Here is a 24,386-nt window from a genome sequence, read left to right on the forward strand (position 1 = left end):
CTCCCCTCTTTTTCAGCCCCTGTCCCATGAGAATCGTCGAAGTGCGCCATCCGCTGGTGCAGCACAAGATCGGCCTGATGCGCGATGCCTCCCTGAGCACCAAGGACTTCCGCGAACTGGCCAACGAGCTCGGCGGCCTGCTCGCCTACGAGGCCACCGCCGACCTGGAGACCGAAGCCCACACGATGGCCGGTTGGGCCGGCCCGGTGACGGTGCAGCGCATCGCCGGCGCCAAAATCACCGTGGTGCCGATCCTGCGCGCCGGGCTGGGCATGCTCAGCGGCGTGCTGTCGCTGATCCCGGCGGCGCGCGTCAGCGTGGTCGGCCTGCAGCGCGATGAGGAAACCCTGCAGCCGGTGCCCTACTTCGAACGCCTGACCGGCCGCCTCGAAGAGCGCGACGCGCTGATCCTGGACCCGATGCTGGCCACCGGCGGCACCCTGATCGCCACGATCGACATGCTCAAGCGCGCCGGCGCCCGCCGCATCAAGGGCATCTTCCTGGTCGCCGCACCGGAAGGCATCGCCGCCGTGCAGGCCGTGCATCCGGACGTCGAGATCTTTACCGCCGCCATCGATGCCCAGCTCAACGAGAAAGGCTACATCCTGCCGGGCCTGGGCGATGCGGGCGACCGCATCTTCGGTACCCGCGTCGCCGGCTGATCCGACGCACCGCGCCGGCCGCGGTTTCCACGTGCTGGCGCTTCACACCGCCTATGCCCCGCCGGGCGGACGCTGCGCGCATCTCAACCCGTGCGTGGAGCCTGCGATGAAGACCCTCCCCCTGCTCGCCTGCCTGCTGTTGCTCGGCAGTCCGGTGATCGCCGCCGCCGCCACGCCCCAGCAGCAGCGCATGGCCGACTGTTCGGCCAAGAACAAGGGCAAGACCGGCGAGGACTACAAAACCGCGCAGAAGGCCTGCCTGAGCGGCCCCGCCGCCCCGGCCACCACGCCGCAGGAACGTATGAAGACCTGCAACGCCGATGCCGCCGCCAGGAAGCTGGCCGGCGACGCCCGCAGGACCTTCATGAGCAGTTGCCTGAAAGCGCATTGACCGCAGGCAGCGGGGGGCCTGTCTCCACCCCTGCGCCCCGGCAGAGCCGACCGTTGCTCGGCTGCTGTTCGCACCGGACATCAACACGCCTGCACTGCGCGCGATAGCCGGCCAGAGGCCGGCTCTACGACGACGTCGATCAAACACACGCGATGCGGCACGATGCCGGCAGGCGGCTCCCGTGTGGCTTACGCCAGCGCACGCGCCTTGAGCTCGCCCTGCTCGTGGGCGGTGCCGAAGCGGCCCTTCTCATCGCGCGTGACCTGGGCCAGCGCGCACTGCGGGTCGTGGGTGAAGAACAGGTGCACGTTGCGCGCCAGTTTGTCCTCCAGGAAGCTGCGCTTCTCGTCGATCAGCAGCTCGGCATTGCGGTCGTAGCCCATCGTGATCGGCACATGCACCCAGGAACGGCCGGGAATCAGGTCTGCACAGAACACCACACCGCCCCGCGCCTGCCCGTCCACCTGCTCGGGTCCCACGATCTCGGCCAGCATCAGCCCCGGCGTATGGCCATCGCTGAAGGTGAAACGCACGCTTTCGCCAAGCGCCTGTGAATAGGGGCCGTCGACGATCTCCAGGCGGCCGCTGGCCTGCAGCAGGCCTGGCAGCTCTGGAATGAAACTGGCGCGGTCGCGCGGGTGCGGATGCAACGCGCGCTCCCAGTGTCCGGCACCGACCAGGAACGTGGCGTTGGGGAACAGCAGTTCCGGCGCGCGCCCTTCGCTCCACGGCGCCAGCAGCCCGCCTGCATGGTCGAAATGCAGGTGGCTGAGCACCACGACATCCACGTCTTCATGTTCGAAGCCGGCTTCGCGCAGCGATTCGATCAGCACGTGGCTGGATTCCTGCACGCCGTAGCGGTCGCGCAGCCGGGGTTCGAAGAACGCGCCGATGCCGGTTTCAAACAGCACCGTCTTGCCGGCCAGCGGGCTCGCCAGCAGCGCGCGACAGGCCAGCTCGATGCGATTGAGCTTGTCCGGTGCCGCCCATTTTTCCCATACGGCGCGCGGCGCGTTGCCGAACATCGCGCCGCCGTCGAGCTTCTGTGAATTGCCGCGAATGGACCAGAGTTTCATGCGGAAAGTATCGTGCCGTCGCCGTTAAATATTCGCTAGTCAACCCGATCCGGCGCGAACGAAAAACCCCGTCCACAGGACGGGGCTTTTCATCGGTGGTGTGGATCAGCGTGCCGGTGAAACCGCGGCGCTGCCCACCGGATTGCGCGGATCGCTGCCGCCACTGAGCACGTTGCTGCGCCGGTTCCATTCCACGGTCTGCAGGTTGCCCCAGACGTGGCTGGAGCCACGGCCGCCGGCCGCGCTGTCGCCGGGCAGATCGACCTTGTGGCCCATCGCCTGGAGCTGCCGGAGGGTGGCATCGTCGAAGGCACCGCTCTCGGCCTCGATCACGTCGGGCAGCCACTGGTGATGGTAGCGCGGCAACGCCGCGACCTGCTGGGCGTCCAGCCCGGCGTCGTAGCCGAGGATGCCCAGCAGCACCATCGTGATGATGCGGCTGCCGCCCGGCGTGCCGAGTACCACCACCTTGTCCGCCGATTCCATGAAGGTCGGGGTCATCGAGCTGAGCATGCGCTTGCCCGGCTTGGGTGCGTTGGCCGCATACCCCATCACTCCGAAGGCATTGGGCGTGCCCGGCTTCAGCGCGAAATCGTCCATCTCGTTGTTCAGCAGCACGCCGGTACCGGACGGAATCAGGCCCGAGCCATACAGCAGGTTGACGGTCTGGGTGGCGCCCACACGGTTGCCGTCGCGGTCGATGATCGAGAAGTGGGTGGTCTCGTCGTCTTCCAGCGGGGTCGGATTGCCAGACAGCAGATCGCTCGGGGTCGCCTTCTCCGGGTGGATGGTGGCGCGCAGCCCCTGCGCGTAATCCTTGCTGGTCAGTACCTTCTGCGGGATCTGCACAAAGTCCGGATCGCCGAGGAAGAACGTGCGGTCGCGGTAAGCGCGGCGCATGGCCTCGACCACCAGGTGGGTGCGGTGGGCCTCGTCGAGCGTCTTCAGGTCCCAGCCTTCCAGAATCTGCAGCATCGACGCCAGTGCGATGCCACCGGAGGAGGGCGGCGCGGCGGTGGTGACGGTCCAGTCGCGGTACTTGAACACGATCGGCTCGCGCTGCTTGACCCGGTAGCCGGCCAGTTCCTCGGCCGTCCAGCGGCCGCCGGCCTGCTTCACGCCCGCCAGCAGCAGCGCGCCGGTCTGCCCGCGGTAAAAACCGTCGAAGCCCTTGTCGGCCAAGCGCTCCAGGGTGGCGGCCAGTTCCGGCTGCCGGAACACATCGCCTTCGGCGATCGGCTTGCCGTTGCGCAGGTACACCTCGCGCGTGCCGGGATAGCGCTCCATCACCGCGCGGCGCGAGGCATAGCCCTTGGCCATGCGTGCGTACACCGGGAAACCGTCGCGGGCGATGCGGATCGCCGGTTCCAGCGAGGTGCGCAGCGGCAGCCTGCCATGCCTGGACGACAGCTCTACCAGCGCCGCCGGCAGGCCGGGAATGCCGGCCGACCATGCGCCGTTCACCGAGCGGTCGCGGTCCAGCTCGCCCTTCCCGTCCAGGAACGCCTCGGGCGTGGCCGACTGCGGCGCGGTCTCGCGCGCGTCCAGCATCACGTCCTTGCCGGTGGCCGCGTCATGCAGCAGGAAGAAGCCGCCGCCGCCCAGCCCTGAACTGATCGGCTCGACCACCGACAGCACCGAGGACACCGCCACGGCGGCATCGAACGCGTTGCCGCCCTTGGCGAGGATCTCCATGCCGGCCTCGGTGGCCAGATGGTGCCCGCTGGCAATCGCCGCGCCCTCCGGGTGCTTGGCCAACGACGCCGGGGTGGATCCAGCAGACCAGGCCACCGGTGCCCACAGCAGCACCAGCAGCAACCAACGACGCGACAGCCTGTTCATTCGGACGGGGACTCCGTGACATACAGTTCGGGATGATCACGCTGCAGCCCATGCAGTTTGGCCAACAGCGCTTCCTGGGTTTCCGGGATGTCCGGATCGGGATCGATGCATTCCACCGGGCAGACGACCACGCACTGGGGTTCGTCGAAGTGTCCCACGCACTCGGTGCAGCGGGCCGGGTCGATCACGTAGATGGTTTCACCCATCGAGATGGCCTGATTGGGGCAGGCCGGCTCACAGACGTCGCAGTTGACGCAGAGCTCATTGATTTTCAGCGACATGGCGTTACTCCACGCCCGCGCCGGCGGAAGAAAACCGGCCAGCGCAGGGCACCGGCCGATGATCGGCGGCGCCCCGCAGGACGCCGCCCGGGCCGCGCGCGGGGCGCGGCCGCCACTGCACGGGTTACTTGGCTTCGACGAAGATGTACTCGGCGCCGGTCGGCTGCACGATGGACTGCACGCGGGCGTTGTCGGCGGCCTGGCCGATGAACACGACGCGCACGCCCTTCATCGAGTCCGGCGACACGTCCTTGAACACGGTCTGGATCATGTCGGCCATCTTGCCCGAGGCAGACGAACCGAAGGCCAGCATGTTGCCCGGCTGCACGCCACGGGCGACGGCCTGGGTGGCGCTTTCAACCTGGCGCTCGTACTTGTCCTGGAACTGCGGGTCCGATTCCGGCCCGAGGTAATACAGGAACGGGCTGTTGGTGATGTTGCCCATGTTCTGCACGGCCACGGCCTGCAGGTACTTCTTCCAGCCGGCATCGTCGTCCTTGCCCGGGGCGACCAGCGCCTGCTGGGCTTCGGCGACCGGAGCAGCCTCTTCCTTCTTGCAGGCGGTGAAGGCCAGCGCGAACGACGCGATCAGCATGGCACGCATGGTGTTGTTCATGGAATTCCTCCCTTGGTGGTTCTTGGTATGTATGGGTCTGGCGGTTATTGCGTCGGGCCCGACTTCGCTTCCCGGACCCTGCGCAGCGCTTCCAGCACCGACGCGGGAACGAAGCCGGACACGTCGCCGCCCAGACGGGCGATCTCGCGGACCAGCGAAGACGAAATGAAGCTGTGCTGCTCGGCCGGGGTCAGGAACAACGTCTCGACTTCCGGGATCAGATGGCGGTTCATGCTCGCCATCTGGAATTCGTACTCGAAATCGGACACCGCACGCAGGCCGCGCAGCAGCACGCCACCCTGCATGGAGCGCACGAAATGCGCCAGCAACGTATCAAAACCGCGCACTTCCACGTTGCGGTGGTGGGCCAGCGCCTCACGCGCCAGCGACACCCGCAGCTCCAGCGGCAGCGTCGGCCCCTTTGACGGGCTCTGCGCCACACCCACCACCACCTTTTCGAACAGCGGCGCGGCCCGGTTCACCAGGTCGATGTGACCGTTGGTGATCGGATCGAAGGTGCCCGGGTACACGGCAATGCGGCGGTTGGCCACGGTCATACGGCAGCTACACGTTGTGATCTGGTGAAAGTGTAGCAGCGGCGCGGCGGTACAGGGCGAAACGGACCTCCCGGGTGCTCCCCTCGCGGTGCAGCAGCCACGGCGCCGGCAATCGTGGCGCCTGACCGGCCGGCGACTCCACGTACAGCCAGGCATCGGGGGCCAGGTGCGCCGGCAGTCCGGCGATCACCGCGTCCCACAGCCCGGCGGCAAACGGCGGGTCGACGAAGGCGATATCGGCCAGCGCCCCGGCCGGCTGACGCAGCCACTGCAGGGCGTCGGCCTGGACGACCTCCACCAGCCCCTGCGCGCCCAGCCGGGTCACCGACTCGCGCAGCTGCCGGGACAGCCCCCCGTCTTTCTCCACCAAGGTGGCGTGCGCCGCCCCGCGCGACACCGCCTCCAGTCCCAGCGCGCCGCTGCCGGCAAACAGGTCCAGCACCCGCGCCCCGCCCAACCGCGGCATCAGCCAGTTGAACAGCGTCTCGCGGACCCGGTCGCTGCTCGGCCGCAGGCCCGGCGACAGTGGCACGGGCAGCTTCGTCCCACGCCACTTGCCGCCGATGATGCGCACCTGCCCCACCGCCGGTGCTGCGGGCTGACGCGGCGTCATGCCCGGCGCCTGGCTGGACGGGTCGACAGGGAAAACGGTGCGGCACGGGTCATGGCACAGGGGCAACGGGGGGCGGGCCGACATTCTAAGCGCTGATCCCCGGCGGGCGCGTTTCATGCACCGGAGACGGCGGATGGCACCGCCGCCCGACCCTCCCGCCATTCGCCCAGCCAATGACCGCACCGGATTCAATGCAGACATCTGATCGACAGACGGGCAGTGTCGCGTGCAAGCCCTCCTCCCGTGGAAAAAGGCCCCTGATCAGGACCTCCGAGTGGCCGGCTGCAACCGCGACCTGCATCGCCCCCGAGCCAGGAAGGATACAAACGGCGGGTATCCGCACGCTCTTGAAAACCCACCCCGCCGCCCCTACCCCTTGAGCCAGCCGCCGCGCAGGGCGCGGCATCGTCCAAGGAGCATCGCCACTCATGACCGTGCAGACCCAAAAAGAAACCCTGGGCTTCCAGACCGAAGTCAAGCAGCTGCTGCAGCTGATGATCCACTCGCTGTACTCCAACAAGGAAATCTTCCTTCGCGAGCTGATCTCCAACGCTGCCGACGCCTCGGACAAACTGCGCTTCGAAGCGCTGACCCAGCCGGCCCTTCTTGAGAACGACAGCGACCTGCGCATCCGCGTCAGCTTCGATGCCGATGCCCACACCCTGACCATCGACGACAACGGTATCGGCATGAGCCGTGACGAGGCCATCGCGCACCTTGGCACCATCGCCAAGTCCGGCACGGGCGACTTCCTGCGCCAGCTCTCCGGCGACCAGAAGAAGGACTCCCAGCTGATCGGCCAGTTCGGCGTCGGCTTCTACAGCGCCTTCATCGTCGCCGACCAGGTCGACGTCTACTCGCGCCGCGCCGGCCTGCCCGCCAGCGAAGGCGTGCACTGGTCCTCGCGAGGCGAAGGCGAGTTCGACGTCGAGAGCATCGACAAGCCCGAGCGCGGCACCCGCATCGTGCTGCACCTGAAGGACGACCAGCTCGACTTCGCCGATGGCTGGCGCCTGCGCGGCATCATCAAGAAGTACTCCGACCACATCGGCCTGCCGATCCAGATGGTCAAGAACGCCCACGGCGACGATGCACCGGCCGAGCCCGAGTGGGAAACCGTCAACCGCGCCAGCGCGCTGTGGACCCGTCCGCGCAACGAGATCACCGACGCCGAGTACCGCGAGTTCTACAAGCACGCCGCGCACGACCACCAGGACCCGCTGGCGTGGAGCCACAACAAGGTCGAAGGCAAGCTCGAGTACACCTCGTTGCTGTACGTGCCCGGCCACGCGCCGTTCGACCTCTACCACCGCGATGCGCCCAAGGGCCTGAAGCTCTACGTGCAGCGCGTGTTCGTGATGGACCAGGCCGAGCAGTTCCTGCCGCTGTACCTGCGCTTCATCAAGGGCGTGGTGGATTCCAACGACCTGTCGCTGAACGTCTCGCGCGAAATCCTGCAGTCCGGCCCGGTCATCGACTCGATGAAGGCCGCGCTCACCAAGCGCTCGCTGGACATGCTCGACAAGCTCGCCAAGGACTCGCCGGACGTCTATGCCGGCTTCTGGAAGCAGTTCGGCCAGGTCCTCAAGGAAGGCCCCGCCGAAGACTACGGCAACCGCGAAAAGGTGGCCGGCCTGCTGCGCTTCGCTTCCACCCATGACGCCGGCGGCGAGCAGAGCGTGTCCCTGGCCGACTACGTCGGCCGCATGATCGAAGGCCAGGACAAGATCTACTTCCTGACCGGCGACAGCCATACCCAGGTCAAGGACAGCCCGCATCTGGAAGTGTTCCGCAAGAAGGGCATCGAAGTACTGCTGCTCACCGACCGCATCGACGAGTGGCTGATGGGCTACCTGACCGACTTCGACGGCAAGTCGTTCGTTGACGTCGCACGCGGCGACCTCGACCTCGGCGCGTTGGAGTCGGCGGAAGACAAGCAGGCCCAGGAAGAAGCCGCCAAGGACAAGCAGGCCCTGGTCGAGCGGCTCAAGACCGCGCTCGGCGAGGACGTGGCCGACGTGCGCGTCTCGCACCGCCTCACCGACTCCCCGGCGATCCTGGCCATCGGCGAACAGGACCTGGGCCTGCAGATGCGCCAGATCCTGGAAGCCAGCGGCCAGAAGGTGCCGGACAGCAAGCCCGTGTTCGAGTTCAACCCCGGCCACCCGTTGATCGGCAAGCTCGACCAGGAAGCCGACGCGGCACGCTTCGACGACCTCAGCCGCGTGCTGTTCGACCAGGCCGCCCTGGCAGCCGGCGACACGCTGAAGGACCCGGCCGCCTACGTGCGCCGGCTCAACAAGCTCCTGCTCGAACTGTCCGCGTAAGACCGCGGCACCCGACGATGCCGGCCGCGGGTCGGCATCGTCCTGCCACGACGGGCTCCAGGAAAGTCACATGACCCGGTCGTGCCGGCCAACGGTGGCGACCCACGGTCAGGCGGTTGCGTCCAGCAATGCGCCAAGCATGCCATCGGAGCGCCGGATCACGGCGGCATTGGCCGTGAATGCCAGCACCTCGTTGCGGGCGGCCAGCAGGTCGGTCAACGGGGCCGTCGGGTCCTGGGGCGTGGTGCCCACGACGGACTGCACCCCGCCGGCAGGCGCAGCGCCCCGCAGCACCTGCAGACGCGTCGCGTCGGACGCGTCCAGGCTGGCCACGTTGTGCGCGGCCACCAGTACGCCCTGCTGGGCCGCACGCATGCCGCTGCCCGCGATTGCCAGAATATTGCCCACCCGGATGCACCCCGGACCGCCCCGTGCGGCCCTCCACCGTCGATAGCGGCCGCCGGGCCGCGCACTTGAGTGCACTCGGGGCTGACAGGCCCGAGTGGTAGCATATCCCCCTGATTTCAGCGCCGAATCCAATGCTCAGTTTCTTCCGTCGCAAAAAGCCCCAGGACGCCCCACAGGACGCGCCCAAGACCCAGCACTACTCGGCTGAAGAGCTGGCCGCCGCGTTCCCGCAGGCGGCTGATGCTGCCGCGCCGCCGGCCCAACCGCCCGCGCCGGTCGTCCCGCCCACCGCGCCCGTGGAATCGACCGCACCGGTCGCCCGGGCCGCCACGCCCCCGGAACCGACCACACCGGTAGTGCCGCCCGCCGGCCAGCGCCCGACCGACCCTGCACCCGTCGTGCAGGTGACCCCGCCGGTCCTGGTCGCCACCGACATCGTGCAGGAAGCCGCTCAGCCGACCGAACCGCCCGTGGCGGCCGCCGCCCCGGCCGCCGACATCCTCGAGCCCGGCGATACCACCGCTCCGGCCGCTCCCGGCAAGCTCGGCTGGCGCGACCGCCTGCGCAACAGCGTCATCGCCCGCAGCTTCGGCGGCCTGTTCTCGCGCAATCCCAAGCTCGACGACGACCTGCTCGACGAGCTGGAAACCGCCCTGATCACCGCCGATGTCGGCGTTGGCGCCACCACCGCGCTGGTCGAGGGCCTGCGCAAGCGCATGAAGGCGCGAGAGTTCGCCGACGCCAAGGCATTGCTGGCCGCTCTTCGCAGCGAGCTGATCGCGATCCTGCAGCCGGTCGCCAGACCACTGGTCATCGACCGCACCGCCAAGCCCTTCGTGGTGCTCACCGTCGGCGTCAACGGGGTGGGCAAGACCACCACCATCGGCAAGCTGGCCAAGCGCTTCAAGGACGACGGCCACAGTCTGATGCTGGCCGCCGGCGACACCTTCCGCGCCGCCGCCGTGGCCCAGCTGCAGGCCTGGGGCGAGCGCAACGGCGTGGCCGTGGTGGCCCAGGGCCAGAATGCCGATGCGGCATCGGTCGCCTTCGATGCGCTGCAGGCCGGCAAGGCACGCGGCACAGAGGTACTGATTGCCGACACCGCCGGCCGCCTGCATACCCAGTCCGGCCTGATGAACGAGCTGGGCAAGATCCGCCGCGTGCTGGGCAAGATCGATCCGGCCGCGCCGCACGAGGTGCTGATGGTGATCGACGGTACCACCGGGCAGAACGCCCTCTCCCAGCTGCGCCAGTTCCACGCGGCGGTCAACGTCACCGGCCTGGTGGTGACCAAACTGGATGGCACCGCCAAGGGGGGCGTGGTGTTCGCGCTGGCCCGCGAGTTCGGCATTCCGATCCGCTTCGCCGGCATCGGCGAGCGCCCGGAAGATCTGCGCGTGTTCGATCCGGAAGCGTTCGTCGACGCGCTGCTGCCCGAGGCTCTGGGCGGCTGATGCCCGGCGTGGACGGGCGCGGCGACGCCTTCGTCGGCCGCCTGCTGCCGTGGTTCGACGGCCACGGCCGGCATGACCTGCCGTGGCAGCACCCGCGCTCGCCGTACCGGGTGTGGCTGTCGGAGATCATGCTGCAGCAGACCCAGGTCAGTACGGTCATTCCGTACTTTCTGACGTTCCTGCAGGTCTTCCCCACCCTGCCCGCGCTGGCCGCAGCCAGCAACGACGCCGTGATGGCACGGTGGGCCGGGCTTGGCTACTACGCGCGTGCGCGCAACCTGCATGCCGCCGCGCAACGCTGCGTGGCCGATCACGATGGCGAGCTGCCGCGCGATCTCGACGCGCTGCACGCCCTGCCCGGCATCGGCCGCAGTACCGCCGCCGCAATCCTCAGCCAGGCCTGGAACGATCGCCATGCGATCCTCGACGGCAACGTCAAACGCGTGCTCACCCGCTATCACGGCATCGACGGCTTTCCCGGTCTGCCGGCCGTGGAGAAGGTGCTCTGGGGGCTGGCAGAGGCGCACGTACAGCACGTTCCCGACGGTCGCATGGCCGACTACACGCAGGCGCAGATGGATCTGGGCGCCACCGTATGCACCCGCAGCCGTCCCGCCTGTGTGATCTGCCCGTTGCAGGACGATTGCGTGGCGCGCCGTGAAGGCCGCACCGACCGGTTGCCCACGCCCAAACCAGGCAAGGCACTGCCCGAGCGCGAGGCCGTGGCCCTGCTGCTGCGCGATGGCCGCGGCCGCGTGCTGCTGCAGAAGCGGCCAGACACCGGCATCTGGGCGCAGTTGTGGACGCTGCCCCAGGCCGAGCATGGCAGCGCGCTGCAGGACTGGTTCGACGCGCACCTGCACGGCTCGCTGGACGACGCGGAGGCGATGCCGGTGCTGGAACACACCTTCAGCCATTACCGCCTGCACCTGCAGGTGCTGTCCTGCCAGGTGGACGGCCTGCGCGCCGATGTCCCGGGCCTGCGCTGGGTCGCTCCAGTGGACCTGCCCACGCTCGGCCTGCCCGCACCGATCCGCAAGCTGCTCGACACCGGCGCGCCGCCCGCCTCGCCCAAGCGCCGTACAATGCGACGCGCGTCCTCCCCACCCGTTTCCGAGTAAGCCCATGCCCCGCACCGTTTTCTGCCAGTACGAACAACGCGACACCGACGGCCTGGACTTCGTGCCCTATCCCGGCGATCTCGGCCAGCGCATCTTCAATCACATCGGCAAGAGCGCGTGGGCCGCATGGCTGGCGCACCAGACGATGCTGATCAACGAGAACCGGCTGTCGCCGCGCGATCCCAGGCACCGCGCGTTCCTGGAAGAAGAGCTGGTCAAGTACCTGTTCTCCGGCGGCGCAGAAAAGCCGGCCGGTTACGTCGCGCCGGAGGCGTGAGGCCGCTGTGCCGGCCAGTGGCCGGCACCTGCACGGCAGGTCGCGGTACGCCTTACGGCTCCCGCTCCTGCAGCTTCGCCTGGCGCATGTCCTGTTCGGACGCGCGCAGCGCCTTGATGTCCAGTTTCTGGATGCTGCGGATGAAGCACGGCATGTTCATCGGGCCCGAGGTCGGGTCGCGGACCAGGACCTTGTCGAAGCGCGATGACACCCGTCCGGTGCGGCTGGTCAGCGCGATCTCCAGCGCGTAGTCCAGGCCCTGGCACGGGCCGGTCAGCTCGAGCAGATAGGCCTCGCTCGGGCGCGTCCATACCGCCAGCGCACTGTCGCCCAGTTCGGTCCAGCCATTGATGCCGCCATACAGCGGCATGTCCTGCTGCGGCGGTGCCGCATGGGCGCGGTACAGCGACAGCTTCTGCTCGGACGTCAGGCGACCACTGGTCGCACAGGCGGACAGGGCCAGGCACAGGGCGACGGCAACATGGGCTTTCATGGAACCTCCGGCGGGGTGGGCTGCAGGCATCATGCGCCCCCCGGGATGATGCCGGCGCATGCAGCCCGCCGGCAGTTCAGCGCCTGGACGGGGTGCTCAGACCTGGTCGTGCGACAAGGCGTGCAGGCGACCTTCGCGCAGTTCCAGCACGCGGTCCAGCTTGCGTGCCAGGCTGCGGTCGTGGGTCACCAGCACCAGACTGGTGTGGTGGGCGCGGTTGAGCTCCAGCATCAGGTCGAACACGGTCGCGGCGGTCTTGTCGTCCAGGTTGCCGGTGGGCTCGTCGCCCAGCACGCAGGCCGGCCGGTTGACCAGCGCGCGGGCCACGGCGGCGCGCTGGCGCTCGCCACCGGACAGCTCGCTGGGCTTGTGCTCCAGGCGGTGGCCCAGGCCGACCGACTCCAGCAGCGAACGGGCGCGCGCCTGTGCATCGGCCACGTCCGCACCGCCCAGCAGCACCGGCATCATCACGTTCTCCAACGCGGTGAATTCGGGCAGCAGGTGATGGAACTGGTACACGAAGCCCAGCGTGCGGTTGCGCAGGCTGCCGCGCGCTGCATCGGAGAGCTGCGACATGCGCACGCCAGCCACCAGCACCTCGCCCGCCGTGGGCAGGTCCAGGCCACCAAGCAGATGCAGCAGGGTGCTCTTGCCGGCACCGGAGGCGCCGATGATCGCGACCGTCTCGCCGGTGTTGACGCTCAGGTCCAGGCCATCGAAGACCGGGGTCTGCATGCGCCCTTCGGAATAGGTCTTGCCCAGGCGCTCGGCGCGGAGCACTTCCTGGCCGCGGACGCTCACGTCATGCCCGATCACATCATTCATAACGCAGGGCCTCCGCCGGCTGGGTGCGGGCAGCGCGCCACGCGGGATACAACGTCGCCAGGAAGCTCATGACCAGTGCGACCACCGTGATGATGATGATGTCCGGCGCCTGCATGTCGGTGGGCAGGCCGGTGATGTAGTAGACGTCCTCGGGCAGCAGCTTGACGTTGAACACCGTCTCGATCGCACCGAGGATGCGTTCGAGATTCAAGGTCAGGGTGATGCCGCCGATCACGCCCATCACGGTACCGAAGATGCCGATCAGCGAGCCCTGCACCATGAAGACCTGCATCACCCCGCCCGGGGTCAGGCCAAGCGTGCGCAGGATCGCGATGTCGGCCTGCTTGTCGGTGACCAGCATCACCTGCGAGGACACCAGGTTGAAGGCCCCCATCGCGATGATCAGCGACAGCAGGATGCCCATCACCACTTTTTCCATGCGCAGCGAGTGGTACAGGTTGGCGTTCTGCTGGGTCCAGTCGCTGACCCGGTAGGCCCCGTGCAGCGCATGCGCCAGATCCAGGCCGACATCCAGCGCCTTGTCCATGTCGTGCAGCTTCAGGCGCACGCCGGTCGCGCCATCGATGCGCAGGACACGCTCCAGGTCGCTCATGTTGGCGTAGGCCACGCCGCGGTCGATCTCGTTGTAGCCGGCCTCGAAGATGCCGCTGACGGTGAAGCGCTTCAGCCGCGGCATCGCGCCCATCGGCGTGCCCTGCACTTCGGCCAGCGTCACTACCACGGTGTCTCCGACATCCACGCCGAGCCAGATGGCCAGTTCACTGCCCAGCAGCAGGTTGTAGCTGCCGGGGGTCAGGCTGTCGTAGCTGCCGCGCTTGAGCTTCTGATTGATGACCGAGACCGTGGGCTCCAGCGCCGGGTCGATGCCCTGCACGATCGCGCCCTGCACGCGTGGACCGCTCAGCATGGCCTGGATCTCGATGTACGGCGCGGCACCGGCCACACGCGGGTCCTTCATGGCCAGATCCACCGACCGCTGCCAGTCGGCCATCGGCGCGCCGTCGCTGGTGATGGTGGTATGCGCGGACATCTGCAGCAGGCGGTCGCGGATCTCCTTCTGGAAGCCGCTCATCACCGCCAGGGTGGTGATCAGCACGGTCACGCCCAGCGCGATGCCAAGGATGGACGCCATCGAGATGAAGGAGATGAAGCCGTTGCGACGTTTGGCGCGCAGGTAACGCAGGCCGATTGCGACAGGTATGGGTTTGAACATGCAGGTGTGCCGGACAATTCAGGCTATGGTGCCATTGCGCGACGTGAACGGGAAATGCAGCGGTTGCCGACGGCCAGTCGCAGTTCACGTCGCTGCGCCGCCGACAGGGTATCGGGCCAGAACAGCAGTGCGTGCCGGCGCCCCCCCTGCCGCCAGCGAAGCTGGACCAGCGGTCCCCGGAACCGCACCACGAAGGCCTCGACCGGCCTGCCGTCCACCATGACGGCCGCCTCGCCAGGCGGAACAAGCAGGTGCCGGGTACGCCGACGGACCTGACCTGCCGCTTCGACAAGGGACGCCATCACGACCGTCCCGGCCACCCACTGCCAGTGCGGCGACGGCAGATCGCTCATCGACAGCGCCCAGGGCACGAGCATCGCCAGCAGGACCTGCACGCGGCATTGCCTGCGCGAGGGCCGCCATTCAAGCCGGCAGGGCGCGGATCCTGGCGATGAGCGCGGCCGGCTCGGCATGGGGGCACTCCTCGTAGCCCATGAACCACCGCCACAGCCTATCGTCCTCGCATTCCAGCAGGAACAGGAAAACCTCGCGCTCTGCAGTCGGCGCACCGGCCCATTCGCGGTCAAGGTAACGCTCGAACAGCTGGTCCAGCTCACGCATGCCACGGCGGCAGCGCCAGCGCAGCTTTTTCAGCAGGGTTGCTTCATCCATCGGTGTGGCTCCTTGAACGGCAAGGCCTTAAACGGTAAAGCCGAGCATGGCTCGGCTTTACCTTTTCGGTTCAGCCGGGCAGAGCCCGGCGCTACGGAGCCGCGGGCAGAGCCCGGCGCTACAGAGCCGCGGGCTGAGCCCGGCGCTACGTCAGGCGCGGCGCGCCATCATGAGCTTCTTGATCTCGGCGATGGCCAAGGCCGGGTTCAGGCCCTTCGGGCAGGTCCGGGCGCAGTTCATGATGGTGTGGCAGCGGTACAGCTTGAACGGATCTTCCAGGTCGTCCAGACGCGCCCCGGTGTCCTCGTCGCGCGAATCGACGATCCAGCGGTAGGCCTGCAGGAGGATCGCCGGGCCCAGGTAACGCTCACCGTTCCACCAGTAGCTCGGGCAGCTGGTCGAGCAGCAGGCGCACAGAATACACTCGTACAGCCCGTCCAGCTTCTTGCGGTCTTCCGGCGACTGCAGGCGCTCGCGATCCGGCGGCGGCGGGGTCTGGGTGCGGATCCACGGCTTGATCGACGCGTACTGCGCGTAGAAGTGGGTCAGGTCCGGCACCAGATCCTTGACCACGCTCATGTGCGGCAGCGGGTAGATCGGCACTTCGGCCTTGCCGCAGTCAGCGATGGCGCGGGTGCAGGCCAGCGTGTTGGTGCCATCGATGTTCATCGCGCACGAACCGCAGATGCCCTCGCGGCACGAACGACGGAAGGTCAGGGTCGGATCGATCTCGTTCTTGATCTTGATCAGCGCGTCCAGAACCATCGGGCCGCACGCGTCCAGATCGATCTCGTAGGTATCGGTACGCGGGTTGCTGTCGTCGTCGGGATTCCAGCGGTAGATCTTGAACGTACGGGTGTTCTTCGCGCCGCTCTTGGCGGGGAAGTGCTTGCCCTTTCCGATCTTGGAATTCTTGGGGAGGGAAAACTCGGCCATGGCTGTTCTCGTTGGCTCAGGCGGCTCGCGCTGCGATGCAGGCGCGGCTAGCACGGAAGATGAGGAAGTCGACACCGCCGGCCCGCAGCGCGCGCACCACCCCACCCGTGTGGGCGGAGGAAGTGGCAGGCACTGCGTGGCCGGAGGTCATGCCGAAGGTCGCTTAGTAGACGCGCGGCTTGGGCGGGACCACGTCCACGTCCTTGCTCAGCGTGTACATGTGGACCGGACGGTAGTCGAACTCGCACTTGCCCTTCTCGTCGACGCTGACCAGCGTGTGCTTCTGCCAGTTGACGTCGTCGCGGTCCGGATAGTCTTCATGCGCGTGCGCGCCGCGGCTTTCCTTGCGCTGTTCGGCCGAGTTGATCGTCGCCACCGCGTTGAGCAGCAGGTTGTTCAGCTCGTAGGTTTCGATCAGGTCGGAGTTCCACACCAGCGAACGGTCGGAGACCTTGACGTCCTGGAAGGAGTCAAAGATCTCGGCCATCTTGCCGCAGCCTTCCTGCAGGGTCTTGCTGGTACGGAACACCGCCGCGTCGTTCTGCATGGTGCGCTGCATGCGGTCGCGGATGACCGAGGTCGGGGTGTCGCCGTTGGCGTAGCGCAGCTTGTCCAGCAGGCCGAGCGCCTTGTCGCAGGCGTCCGACGGCAGGGTCTTGTGCGACTGGCCCGGCTTGATGGTATCGGCGCAGCGGTTGGCCACCGCACGCCCGAACACCACCAGATCCAGCAGCGAGTTGGAGCCCAGGCGGTTGGCACCGTGCACCGACACGCAGGCTGCTTCGCCGATGGCGTACAGGCCCGGCACCACGGCATCGGGGTTGTCGCCGACCTTGCGCACGACTTCGCCGTGGTAGTTGGTCGGGATGCCACCCATGTTGTAGTGCACGGTCGGGATGACCGGAATCGGCTGCTTGTGCACGTCGACGCCGGCGAAGATGCGCGCGCTTTCGGCGATGCCCGGCAGCTTGTCGTCGATCACGCCCGGGCCGAGGTGGGTCAGGTCGAGCAGGATGTGGTCCTTGTGCTCGCCGACGCCGCGGCCTTCGCGGATTTCGATGGTCATCGAACGCGACACCACGTCGCGCGAGGCCAGGTCCTTGTAGTGCGGTGCGTAGCGCTCCATGAAGCGCTCACCGTTGCTGTTGCGCAGGATGCCGCCTTCGCCACGCACGCCTTCGGTGATCAGGCAGCCCGCGCCGTAGATGCCGGTCGGGTGGAACTGCACGAACTCCATGTCCTGCATCGGCAGGCCGGCGCGCATGACCAGACCGCCGCCGTCGCCGGTGCAGGTGTGGGCCGAGGTGGCGCTGAAATACGCGCGGCCGTAACCGCCGGTGGCCAGCACCACGCCGTGGGCGCGGAACAGGTGCAGCGAGCCGTCGGCCATGTCCAGGGCAAGCACGCCGCGGCACACACCTTCCTCATCGAAGATCAGGTCGAGCGCGAAGTACTCGATCATGAAGCGCGCGTTGTGCGCCAGCGACTGCTGGTACAGCGTGTGCAGCATGGCGTGCCCGGTGCGGTCGGCCGCGGCGCAGGTGCGCTGCGCGGACGGGCCTTCGCCGTACTTGGTGGTCATGCCACCGAACGGGCGCTGGTAGATCTTGCCCTCTTCGGTACGGCTGAACGGCACACCGTAGTGTTCCAGTTCGATGATGGCCGGAATCGCTTCGCGGCACATGTACTCGATGGCGTCCTGGTCACCCAGCCAATCCGAGCCCTTGATGGTGTCGAAGAAGTGGTAGCGCCAGTCGTCCTCGCCCATGTTGCCCAGCGCGGCGGAAATACCGCCCTGCGCGGCCACGGTGTGCGAGCGGGTCGGGAAGACCTTGGTCAGGCAGACGGTCTGCAGGCCCTTGGCGGCAAGACCGAACGTGGCGCGCAGACCGGCACCGCCGGCGCCGACCACGACCATGTCGTACTTGTGTTCCGTAATCTTGTAAGCGGACATCTAATCTGGATTCCTGTCTTGGTGCCTGGACTCAGGCAACGCCGAGCGCAATGCGGGCGACCGCAAAAACACTGACGATCGCGCCGAGCACGGCGATGAACTTCACCGTGGTCTGCAGCGCCAGGGCCAGCAGCGAGTTGTGGATGTAGTCTTCCAGCACGACCTGCAGGCCGAGCTGGGCGTGCCAGAACATCGCGACCAGGAAGCCGACCAGCAGGACCGCGTTCCACGGCTTGGACACCGCTTCGGTGGCGGTCACGTAATCGGCGCCGATCAGGCTCAGCACGAACACCAGGAACCAGATGGTCAGGCCGACCAGCGCGGTGGCGGTCAGGCGCTGCATCACGAAATGCTCGGTGCCGGTCTTGGCAGCGCCAAGGCCACGCACGTTCTTCAGCGGGGTACGGAACTTGTTCATGCGGTGGCTCCGGCGAACACATAGGCCCAGACCAGCGCGGTGATCACCAGGCTGGCGAAGACCGAGACCCAACTGCTGCGCACAAAGGCGGGAATGGAGAAGCCGATCGCGAAGTCCTGCACGATGTGGCGGATGCCATTGCACAGGTGGTAGGCAAAGGACCACGTCCATGCGAACAGGAACAGCTTGCCGTACCAGCTGCCGGCATGGCCGGTGAAGCAGTTCCAGGATTCAGGGCCCATCATCAGGGCGAGCAGGCCGCCCGCAATGATCAGGGCTCCAACAGACAGAAAGATGCCGGTGGCTCGATGCAGGATCGAGGTGGCCATCTGAATCTGCCAGCGATACACCTGAAGGTGCGGGGAAAGGGGACGTTCTCTGGCGGCCATTCGCTGGGCTCGTTGTCTCGGCTGGGCGGCGCAATGCCGCGTTGGCTCAATGCTGATCAAAAATCGATGCAGCGTCCGTTTTTCTCCCAGTCTCCATACCGCACCGGATCAAGTCCGCCGCGGCCACCAATCTCCACGGGCACCGCGGGGGTCTCGGGAAGCGGCTGCTTCTGCTCGACCTGCGGGGCTGGGGAGTCGGATTCTGGAGTGGGGGTTGTTTGGCCTATCATGGGTGGTCTCGCAACGCACAAATTTTAGACCCCGTTCACGTGCCTGACAACCTGCCCCCTGCTTTCGTCGGATATCCGGCCCTCTCCGGTCACCAGCTGCTCAGCCTGGAAGGCCCCGATGCGGCCGCATTCGCGCATGCCCAGTTCGCCAGCGACGTCACTGCCCTGCCCCTGCGGCATTGGCAGTGGAGCGCCTGGCTGAGCGCCAAAGGCCGCACCATTGCTGTGTTTCAGCTGATCCGCCTGGACCAGACGCAGGTGGTGCTGGTGCTCGCCGACGGCGATGCCGATGCGATTGCGTCGCAGTTGCAGCGCTTCGTGTTCCGCCGCAAGGTGAAACTGACGGTGCGTACCGATCTGGGCGTGGCCGGCAGCTTCACTGCGCCGGAAGCCGCCTCCGGCGCCGCCATCGCGGTGCTCGGCGAGACGCTCGAACTGGATGTGGGCAGCGATGCCCTGCCCCGGACACTGCGCATCGCCGCCCTGGACGACACGGTGCTGGCCGATGACCCGGCATTCGCGCTCGCCTGGCGCCAGGCCGATCTGCGCTACGGCGTGCCGCGCCTGGACGTCGATCAACGCGAACAGTGGACGCCGCAGCAGCTGGGCCTGGATCGACTGAACGGCTACAGCGTCAAGAAGGGCTGCTATCCCGGCCAGGAAATCGTGGCGCGCACGCATTTCCTCGGCAAGGCCAAGCGGGCGCTGCAGCTGCTGCGGGTGGGCGCCGGCATCACCAGCGGCGCGCAGGTCCAGCAGAATGGCGCGGCGATCGGCACCGTGGTCAGCGTGGCTGGCGACCTGGCGCTGGCAGTGCTGCCGCTGGAGATCGCCAGCGATCCGCTGGAGATCGGCGGCGTGGAAGCGGCCTCGCTGCCCCTGCTGGACGGCCTGGCGCGGTAAGTGCGTGGACCCGGCCCTCGGCCGGCGTCCCCGGCATCCGTGCTGCTGACCGGCCAAGGCGGGGTGGGTGCGGACCCTTGGTCCGCCCACCTGAGGCCTCAGGCGTCGTGGTTCAACCGCTCGCCGGTCTCCGCATCGAAGAAGTGCAGCCCCTTCGGCTGGATCGCCACGCGGATCGACTCACCGACCTGCGGCAGGGCCTGCGGCGCCACGCGCATCACCAACGGCTGGCCGCCACTGGTCATGTTCACGAAGATCTCGTTGCCCACCGGCTCGATGCCGTCGATGGTCGCCTCGAAGCCCGTCGCATCCTCGGCCGCGGCCGGCTGCAGATGCTCCGGACGCACGCCCACGGCGATGGTCCGGCCGATCCAGCCCGCATCGACTGACGCCTGGCCCAGCGGTGCGGTCAGCGCCGCCTCCTGCACGACCACGCCGCGGTCATTGCGCTGCAGGGTGCCACGCAGCACGTTCATCGCCGGGCTGCCCAGGAAGCCGGCCACAAACAGGTTGGCCGGGCGGTCGTAGAGCGCCATCGGCGTATCGATCTGCTGGATGATGCCGTCCTTGAGCACCACGATGCGCTGGCCCAGCGTCATCGCTTCCACCTGGTCGTGGGTGACGTAGATCATCGTCGTGCCCAGCTTGCGATGCAGCTGCGCGATCTCGGTACGCACACTGTGACGCAGCTTGGCATCCAGATTGGAGAGCGGCTCGTCCAGCAGGAACACCGCCGGCTCGCGCACCAGCGCGCGACCCAGCGCAACGCGCTGGCGCTGGCCGCCGGACATCGCCTTGGGCAGCTTGTCGAGCATCTCGGTCAGGCCCAGCGTCTGCGCCGCCTCGTTGACCCGCCTGCTGATCGTGGCCTTGTCGTGACCGCGCAGCTTCAGGCCGAAGGCGAGGTTCTCGGCCACGGTCATATGCGGATACAACGCATAGCTCTGGAACACCATTGCGATATCGCGATCCTTCGGCGCCACATCGTTGACCACGCGGTCGCCGATGGTCAGCGTACCGCCGCTGATCTCCTCCAGCCCGGCGACCATGCGCAGCAAGGTCGACTTGCCGCAGCCGGACGGCCCGACCAGCACCATCAGTTCGCCATCGGCCACCTCGAAGGTCGCGCCCTGCACGGCCACCTGACCGTTGTCGTAGACCTTGCGAACCCCCTGCAACTGCACTTTTGCCATATCACCATTCCAGTCCGCCCGGACTCCGGGCTGTTATGCGGAACTGCCCTCGGCCCTCCCGATGGCAGGTCGATGGCGTGGTGCCGCATGACGGCGACCACTGCAATCGAATACAGTCTGCGCATTCTGCCATGTAAACGTTTTCACGTGGCACTATCCGATGGTCGGCAACGACGTCGGCGCCAGCGGGGCGGTTTCCTCCCCTGCGCGCCGGGTCGTCAGGCCGTCACGCCAGGCCCGTCGGGTGGACGATGCCGCGATCGCAACATGCGGTCAACGTACCCACCCGTACCCCCGAGAACATAGACGAGAAGCGATTGACAACGATGTCACCCGGATCTGAAACTCGAGCGATGCACGACACCCTCTTCCTGTTTGGCGCCACAGGCGATCTGGCCCAGCGTTATCTGTTCCCCTCGCTGCTGCGACTGCTCGGCGACGGCCTGCTCCCCGAAGACTTCAAGGTCCGTGCGCTGGCGCTGTCGCCGCACGACACCGAGGCCTTCCGCGAAATCCTGCGGCCGCGCCTGCAGCAGGCCATGCCGATGGCCAGCCAGGAGGACATCCAGTCGCTGCTGCAGCGCATCGACTACCGTTCGGTGGACCTGCGCGACCCACAGTCCGTCGCCGACTCGGTGCGCGATCTGGTCAACCGCCGCTGCGTGAGCTACCTGGCGATCCCGCCGGGCCTGTACATCTCCACCTGCGAAGGCCTGGCCCTGGGCGGCGCGCTGGCGGCGCCGCACCGGCTGATGCTCGAGAAGCCGATCGGCAGCGATAGCGCCAGCGCCGAGGAGATCATCTCCACCATCGGCCAGTGGATCGACGAAGACCGCGTGTTCCGCCTGGACCACTACCTGGGCAAGGCAGCAGTGCAGAACCTGATCGCGCTGCGCTTCGGCAACACGCTGCTGGAAGCGGTCTGGAACCGCAATTACATCGAGTCGGTGCACATCCTGGTGGCCGAGAGCGAGGGCGTGGACGGCCGCGATGCGTATTACGCCCGCTCCGGTGCGCTGCGCGACATGGTCCAGAGCCACATTCTGCAGCTGCTCTGCCTGGTGGCGATGGAGCCGCCGGCGTCGCTGGAAGCCGACCGCATCCGCGACGAGAAAGTCAAAGTGCTGCGCTCCCTGCGCCCCCTGGATGCCACGCACGCCGCGCGCGACAGCGTCCGCGGCCGCTACACCGCCGGCACCATCAACGGCCAGCCCGCGCAGGCCTACCAGCCGCCGGAAGGCAGCGACGTGGAAACCTTTGCCGGGGTCACCGCGCACATCGACAACTGGCGCTGGTCCGGGGTGCCGTTCCACCTGGTCACCGGCAAGCGCCTGGCCGAGCGCACCACCCGCGTGGTGGTCACGCTCAAGCCGGTCACGCACTGGCTGTTCGAGCGTCCGGACCGCGGCAATGCCACGCCCAACCGCATTACCTTCCAGCTGCAGCCGCAGGAGAACATCGAGCTCGGCCTGATGAGCAGCCTGGCCGGCCCGGAATGGGGCGCGCTGGAACTGCACCCGCTGGAGCTGGAGCTGTCGGTACCCACGGGCCTGCACCGCCGCATCGCCTACGAACGGCTGTTCCTGGACGCCTTCAACGGCAACCACGCGCTGTTCGTGCGCGACGATGAAGTGCGCGCCGCCTGGGCCTGGATCGACAGCGTCAGCGATGCCTGGAAAGCCGCGGCCCTGCCGCTGCAGCCCTACCCCGCCGGCCAGTGGGGCCCGGAGGAGGCAATCGGCTTCCTGCCTGCCGACGTGGACGCCGATGCCGGCAAGGATCGCGCATGAGCGGGGCGTCACAACCGGTGCTGGTCGCCGATATCGGGGGCACCAATGCCCGTTTCGCGCTGGCCGACACGGCGCAGGCCGCGCCGCTGCAGCAGGACAGCATCCGCGAGTTCGTGGTCGCCGATTTCCCGTCGCTCGGCGATGCGGCGCGCCACTATCTGGACCAGATCGGCGCCGAGGCGCGCCGCGGCGTGTTCGCCGTGGCCGGCCGCGTGGATGGCGATGAGGCGCGCATCACCAATCATCCGTGGGTGATCTCGCGTGCGCGTACCGCCCACATGCTCGGCTTCGACGAACTGCACCTGATCAACGACTTCGCCGCCCAGGCGATGGCGATCTCGCTGCTGCAGCCGCAGGACGTGGTCCAGGTCGGTGGCGCCGCATGGGTGCCGGGCAAGCCCGGCCAGCCGCGCAACTATGCGGTGATCGGCCCGGGCACCGGGCTCGGCGTGGGCGGGTTGATCCTGCGCCACGGCCGCTGCTATCCGCTGGAAACCGAAGGTGGCCATGTCAGCTTCCCGCCGGGCACGCCCGAAGAAATCCGCATCCTGGAAATCCTCTCCGAACAGTTCGGCCGCGTCTCCAACGAGCGCCTGATCTGCGGGCCGGGACTGGTCAACATCCATCGCGCCGTGTGCGAGATGGCCGACATCGACCCCGGTCAGCTGCAACCGGTGGACGTCACCGCGCGCGCGTTGCATGGCGATCCGCAGGCAATGCGTACTGTGGACGTGTTCTGCGCCGTGTTCGGCGCCATCGCCGGCGACCTGGTGTTGATCCAGGGCGCGTGGGACGGCGTGTTCCTGACCGGCGGGCTGGTGCCGAAGATGCTGGACTCACTGCAGCACTCCGGTTTCCGCCAGCGTTTCGAGCACAAGGGACGCTTCTCCTCGATCATGGCCCGGGTGCCGTCGCTGGCGGTGATGCACCCGCACGCCGGCCTGCTCGGCGCCGCCGCCTACGCCGCAGACGCCGAGCGCGATCTGCAGGGAGCTGCCGCATGACCGCGCTGGACACGCAGGACCGTTTCACCCTGATCCGCCACGGCGACGCCGACGCCTGGATCGAGGCCGTGGCCGCAGAGATGGCCCAGCTCCTCAACCAGGAGATCACCGCGTTCGGCCGTGCGCGCATGCTGCTGTCCGGCGGGACCACGCCAGCGCCGGTCTACCAGGCACTGGCCGAGCTGGACGTGCACTGGGATCGCGTCGAGGTCAGCCTGGTCGATGAGCGCTGGCTGTCCCCGCAGGACCGCGACAGCAATGCCTGGCTGGTGCGCGAGAGCTTCCTCACGCGTGCCGAAGGCGCCCATTTCGATCCGCTGGTGCGGGTGGGCAAGCCGCTGGCCGAATGCGTGTACACCGCCAACCTGCAGGCGCAGCACAGCCAGCGGCCGTGTCTTAGCGTGCTGGGGATGGGCAACGACGGCCACACCGCCTCGCTGTTCCCCGGTTCCCGCGACCTGGCCCGCGCCGTGGACAGCACCCTGCCCTATGCGGCGCTGGATGCCACCGGCTGCCCGGGCGCCAACCAGTGGCCACTGCGCATCACCCTGACCCCGCACGGGCTCGGCCAGAGCCGGCAGCGTCTGCTGCTGCTGCGCGGCAAGCAGAAGCTGGACGTGCTGCGCCAGGCGCTGGACAGCAACAATCCGCACCTCTATCCCATTCTCAACGCGATCGACATCGGCGGCACCAAGCTGCGCGTGCACTGGTGCGACTGAC

Annotated in this window: 28 protein-coding genes; 10 read left to right on the top strand and 18 right to left on the bottom strand. The window is 67.7% G+C overall.

Annotated elements, in window-relative coordinates; genetic code table 11:
• Positions 1-26: 26 nt before the first annotated feature.
• Both upp and OC534_RS12895 read left to right on the top strand, forming a co-directional pair.
• Positions 27-662, top strand: coding sequence for a uracil phosphoribosyltransferase (upp, locus tag OC534_RS12890; protein WP_262071947.1), 636 nt, complete (start codon positions 27-29; stop codon positions 660-662).
• A gap of 106 nt (positions 663-768) precedes the next feature.
• On the top strand, positions 769-1,053 hold the full coding sequence (locus OC534_RS12895) for a PsiF family protein (RefSeq protein WP_017355793.1): 285 nt from the start codon (positions 769-771) through the stop codon (positions 1,051-1,053).
• A gap of 188 nt (positions 1,054-1,241) precedes the next feature.
• Here OC534_RS12895 and OC534_RS12900 read toward each other — a convergent pair whose 3' ends face one another.
• The 6 genes from OC534_RS12900 to rsmD form a co-directional block, all read right to left on the bottom strand.
• Positions 1,242-2,129, bottom strand: a complete 888-nt coding sequence (locus OC534_RS12900) for an MBL fold metallo-hydrolase (protein ID WP_136005878.1) — start codon at positions 2,127-2,129, stop codon at positions 1,242-1,244.
• 105 nt (positions 2,130-2,234) lie between these two features.
• Positions 2,235-3,971: a gamma-glutamyltransferase gene (gene ggt / locus OC534_RS12905; protein WP_166472876.1), complete on the bottom strand. Its 1,737-nt coding sequence runs from the start codon at positions 3,969-3,971 to the stop codon at positions 2,235-2,237.
• Positions 3,968-4,252 (bottom strand): YfhL family 4Fe-4S dicluster ferredoxin, encoded by a 285-nt coding sequence (locus OC534_RS12910; protein ID WP_136005873.1) that lies wholly within the window; start codon positions 4,250-4,252, stop codon positions 3,968-3,970. Before OC534_RS12910 ends, ggt begins: the two co-directional genes overlap by 4 nt.
• Before the next feature lie 124 nt (positions 4,253-4,376).
• The gene (locus tag OC534_RS12915; protein ID WP_136005870.1) at positions 4,377-4,868 is read right to left on the bottom strand and encodes a hypothetical protein; all 492 of its coding nucleotides are present in this window, start codon (positions 4,866-4,868) and stop codon (positions 4,377-4,379) included.
• 44 nt (positions 4,869-4,912) lie between these two features.
• Positions 4,913-5,425 carry a pantetheine-phosphate adenylyltransferase gene (gene coaD, locus OC534_RS12920; protein WP_017357527.1) on the bottom strand — a complete coding sequence of 171 codons (513 nt, stop codon included), beginning with the start codon at positions 5,423-5,425 and terminating at the stop codon, positions 4,913-4,915.
• A gap of 7 nt (positions 5,426-5,432) precedes the next feature.
• A complete protein-coding gene (gene rsmD, locus OC534_RS12925) occupies positions 5,433-6,038 on the bottom strand; it encodes a 16S rRNA (guanine(966)-N(2))-methyltransferase RsmD (protein WP_017357528.1) in 606 nt (201 codons plus the stop codon).
• Between the two features lie 428 nt (positions 6,039-6,466).
• On the opposite strand from rsmD, the gene htpG reads away from it, so the two are divergent.
• The gene (gene htpG / locus OC534_RS12930) at positions 6,467-8,365 is read left to right on the top strand and encodes a molecular chaperone HtpG (RefSeq protein ID WP_262071948.1); all 1,899 of its coding nucleotides are present in this window, start codon (positions 6,467-6,469) and stop codon (positions 8,363-8,365) included.
• Positions 8,366-8,473: 108 nt separating this feature from the next.
• Here htpG and OC534_RS12935 read toward each other — a convergent pair whose 3' ends face one another.
• Complete coding sequence (locus tag OC534_RS12935; RefSeq protein ID WP_262071949.1) at positions 8,474-8,773, bottom strand: hypothetical protein; 300 nt, start codon at positions 8,771-8,773, stop codon at positions 8,474-8,476.
• A gap of 131 nt (positions 8,774-8,904) precedes the next feature.
• Here OC534_RS12935 and ftsY point away from each other — a divergent pair, with 131 nt between their 5' ends.
• Genes ftsY through OC534_RS12950 form a run of 3 tightly spaced genes read left to right on the top strand, consistent with a single transcriptional unit; the run spans position 8,905 to position 11,625 of the window.
• Positions 8,905-10,227, top strand: a complete 1,323-nt coding sequence (gene ftsY, locus OC534_RS12940; RefSeq protein WP_262071950.1) for a signal recognition particle-docking protein FtsY — start codon at positions 8,905-8,907, stop codon at positions 10,225-10,227.
• On the top strand, positions 10,227-11,348 hold the full coding sequence (mutY, locus tag OC534_RS12945; protein WP_262071951.1) for an A/G-specific adenine glycosylase: 1,122 nt from the start codon (positions 10,227-10,229) through the stop codon (positions 11,346-11,348). The genes ftsY and mutY overlap by 1 nt, the downstream gene beginning before the upstream one ends.
• Before the next feature lie 4 nt (positions 11,349-11,352).
• Complete coding sequence (locus tag OC534_RS12950; RefSeq protein ID WP_017355973.1) at positions 11,353-11,625, top strand: oxidative damage protection protein; 273 nt, start codon at positions 11,353-11,355, stop codon at positions 11,623-11,625.
• Between the two features lie 52 nt (positions 11,626-11,677).
• Here the strand turns inward: OC534_RS12950 and OC534_RS12955 are convergent, their stop codons facing one another.
• From OC534_RS12955 to OC534_RS13000, 10 genes are all read right to left on the bottom strand, one after another.
• Complete coding sequence (locus OC534_RS12955) at positions 11,678-12,118, bottom strand: DUF6491 family protein (RefSeq protein WP_017355972.1); 441 nt, start codon at positions 12,116-12,118, stop codon at positions 11,678-11,680.
• A gap of 96 nt (positions 12,119-12,214) precedes the next feature.
• A complete protein-coding gene (lolD, locus tag OC534_RS12960; RefSeq protein ID WP_017355971.1) occupies positions 12,215-12,943 on the bottom strand; it encodes a lipoprotein-releasing ABC transporter ATP-binding protein LolD in 729 nt (242 codons plus the stop codon).
• A complete protein-coding gene (locus OC534_RS12965) occupies positions 12,936-14,177 on the bottom strand; it encodes a lipoprotein-releasing ABC transporter permease subunit (protein WP_017355970.1) in 1,242 nt (413 codons plus the stop codon). The genes lolD and OC534_RS12965 overlap by 8 nt, the downstream gene beginning before the upstream one ends.
• A gap of 23 nt (positions 14,178-14,200) precedes the next feature.
• On the bottom strand, positions 14,201-14,650 hold the full coding sequence (locus OC534_RS12970; RefSeq protein ID WP_316044083.1) for a hypothetical protein: 450 nt from the start codon (positions 14,648-14,650) through the stop codon (positions 14,201-14,203).
• Positions 14,601-14,849: a succinate dehydrogenase assembly factor 2 gene (locus OC534_RS12975; protein WP_017355968.1), complete on the bottom strand. Its 249-nt coding sequence runs from the start codon at positions 14,847-14,849 to the stop codon at positions 14,601-14,603. The genes OC534_RS12970 and OC534_RS12975 overlap by 50 nt, the downstream gene beginning before the upstream one ends.
• A 150-nt stretch (positions 14,850-14,999) precedes the next feature.
• Positions 15,000-15,785, bottom strand: coding sequence for a succinate dehydrogenase iron-sulfur subunit (locus tag OC534_RS12980; protein ID WP_017355967.1), 786 nt, complete (start codon positions 15,783-15,785; stop codon positions 15,000-15,002).
• Between the two features lie 163 nt (positions 15,786-15,948).
• Positions 15,949-17,739 (bottom strand): succinate dehydrogenase flavoprotein subunit, encoded by a 1,791-nt coding sequence (sdhA, locus tag OC534_RS12985; protein ID WP_017355966.1) that lies wholly within the window; start codon positions 17,737-17,739, stop codon positions 15,949-15,951.
• A gap of 31 nt (positions 17,740-17,770) precedes the next feature.
• Positions 17,771-18,157, bottom strand: a complete 387-nt coding sequence (sdhD, locus tag OC534_RS12990; RefSeq protein WP_136005859.1) for a succinate dehydrogenase, hydrophobic membrane anchor protein — start codon at positions 18,155-18,157, stop codon at positions 17,771-17,773.
• Positions 18,154-18,546, bottom strand: coding sequence for a succinate dehydrogenase, cytochrome b556 subunit (gene sdhC, locus OC534_RS12995; RefSeq protein WP_017355964.1), 393 nt, complete (start codon positions 18,544-18,546; stop codon positions 18,154-18,156). Before sdhC ends, sdhD begins: the two co-directional genes overlap by 4 nt.
• Positions 18,547-18,602: 56 nt before the next feature.
• Positions 18,603-18,776 carry a DUF1674 domain-containing protein gene (locus OC534_RS13000; RefSeq protein WP_082316384.1) on the bottom strand — a complete coding sequence of 58 codons (174 nt, stop codon included), beginning with the start codon at positions 18,774-18,776 and terminating at the stop codon, positions 18,603-18,605.
• A 39-nt stretch (positions 18,777-18,815) separates the two neighbouring features.
• Between OC534_RS13000 and OC534_RS13005 the strand changes: the two genes are divergently transcribed.
• Positions 18,816-19,679, top strand: coding sequence for a folate-binding protein (locus OC534_RS13005; RefSeq protein WP_262071953.1), 864 nt, complete (start codon positions 18,816-18,818; stop codon positions 19,677-19,679).
• 98 nt (positions 19,680-19,777) lie between these two features.
• Here OC534_RS13005 and ugpC read toward each other — a convergent pair whose 3' ends face one another.
• Positions 19,778-20,872, bottom strand: a complete 1,095-nt coding sequence (gene ugpC / locus OC534_RS13010; protein ID WP_136005857.1) for a sn-glycerol-3-phosphate ABC transporter ATP-binding protein UgpC — start codon at positions 20,870-20,872, stop codon at positions 19,778-19,780.
• Between the two features lie 353 nt (positions 20,873-21,225).
• Here ugpC and zwf point away from each other — a divergent pair, with 353 nt between their 5' ends.
• From zwf to pgl, 3 genes are read left to right on the top strand one after another with little or no spacing between them, the layout of a single operon-like run.
• The gene (zwf, locus tag OC534_RS13015; protein WP_017355961.1) at positions 21,226-22,662 is read left to right on the top strand and encodes a glucose-6-phosphate dehydrogenase; all 1,437 of its coding nucleotides are present in this window, start codon (positions 21,226-21,228) and stop codon (positions 22,660-22,662) included.
• A complete protein-coding gene (gene glk / locus OC534_RS13020) occupies positions 22,659-23,666 on the top strand; it encodes a glucokinase (RefSeq protein WP_017355960.1) in 1,008 nt (335 codons plus the stop codon). Before zwf ends, glk begins: the two co-directional genes overlap by 4 nt.
• 5 nt (positions 23,667-23,671) lie before the next feature.
• Positions 23,672-24,385 carry a 6-phosphogluconolactonase gene (pgl, locus tag OC534_RS13025; protein WP_026070759.1) on the top strand — a complete coding sequence of 238 codons (714 nt, stop codon included), beginning with the start codon at positions 23,672-23,674 and terminating at the stop codon, positions 24,383-24,385.
• The last annotated feature ends 1 nt before the right edge of the window (position 24,386 follow it).

Origin of the sequence: Stenotrophomonas sp. Marseille-Q5258, assembly GCF_946900935.1 — a bacterium.
In the GTDB taxonomy this organism is placed as follows: Bacteria; Pseudomonadota; Gammaproteobacteria; order Xanthomonadales; family Xanthomonadaceae; genus Stenotrophomonas; species Stenotrophomonas nematodicola.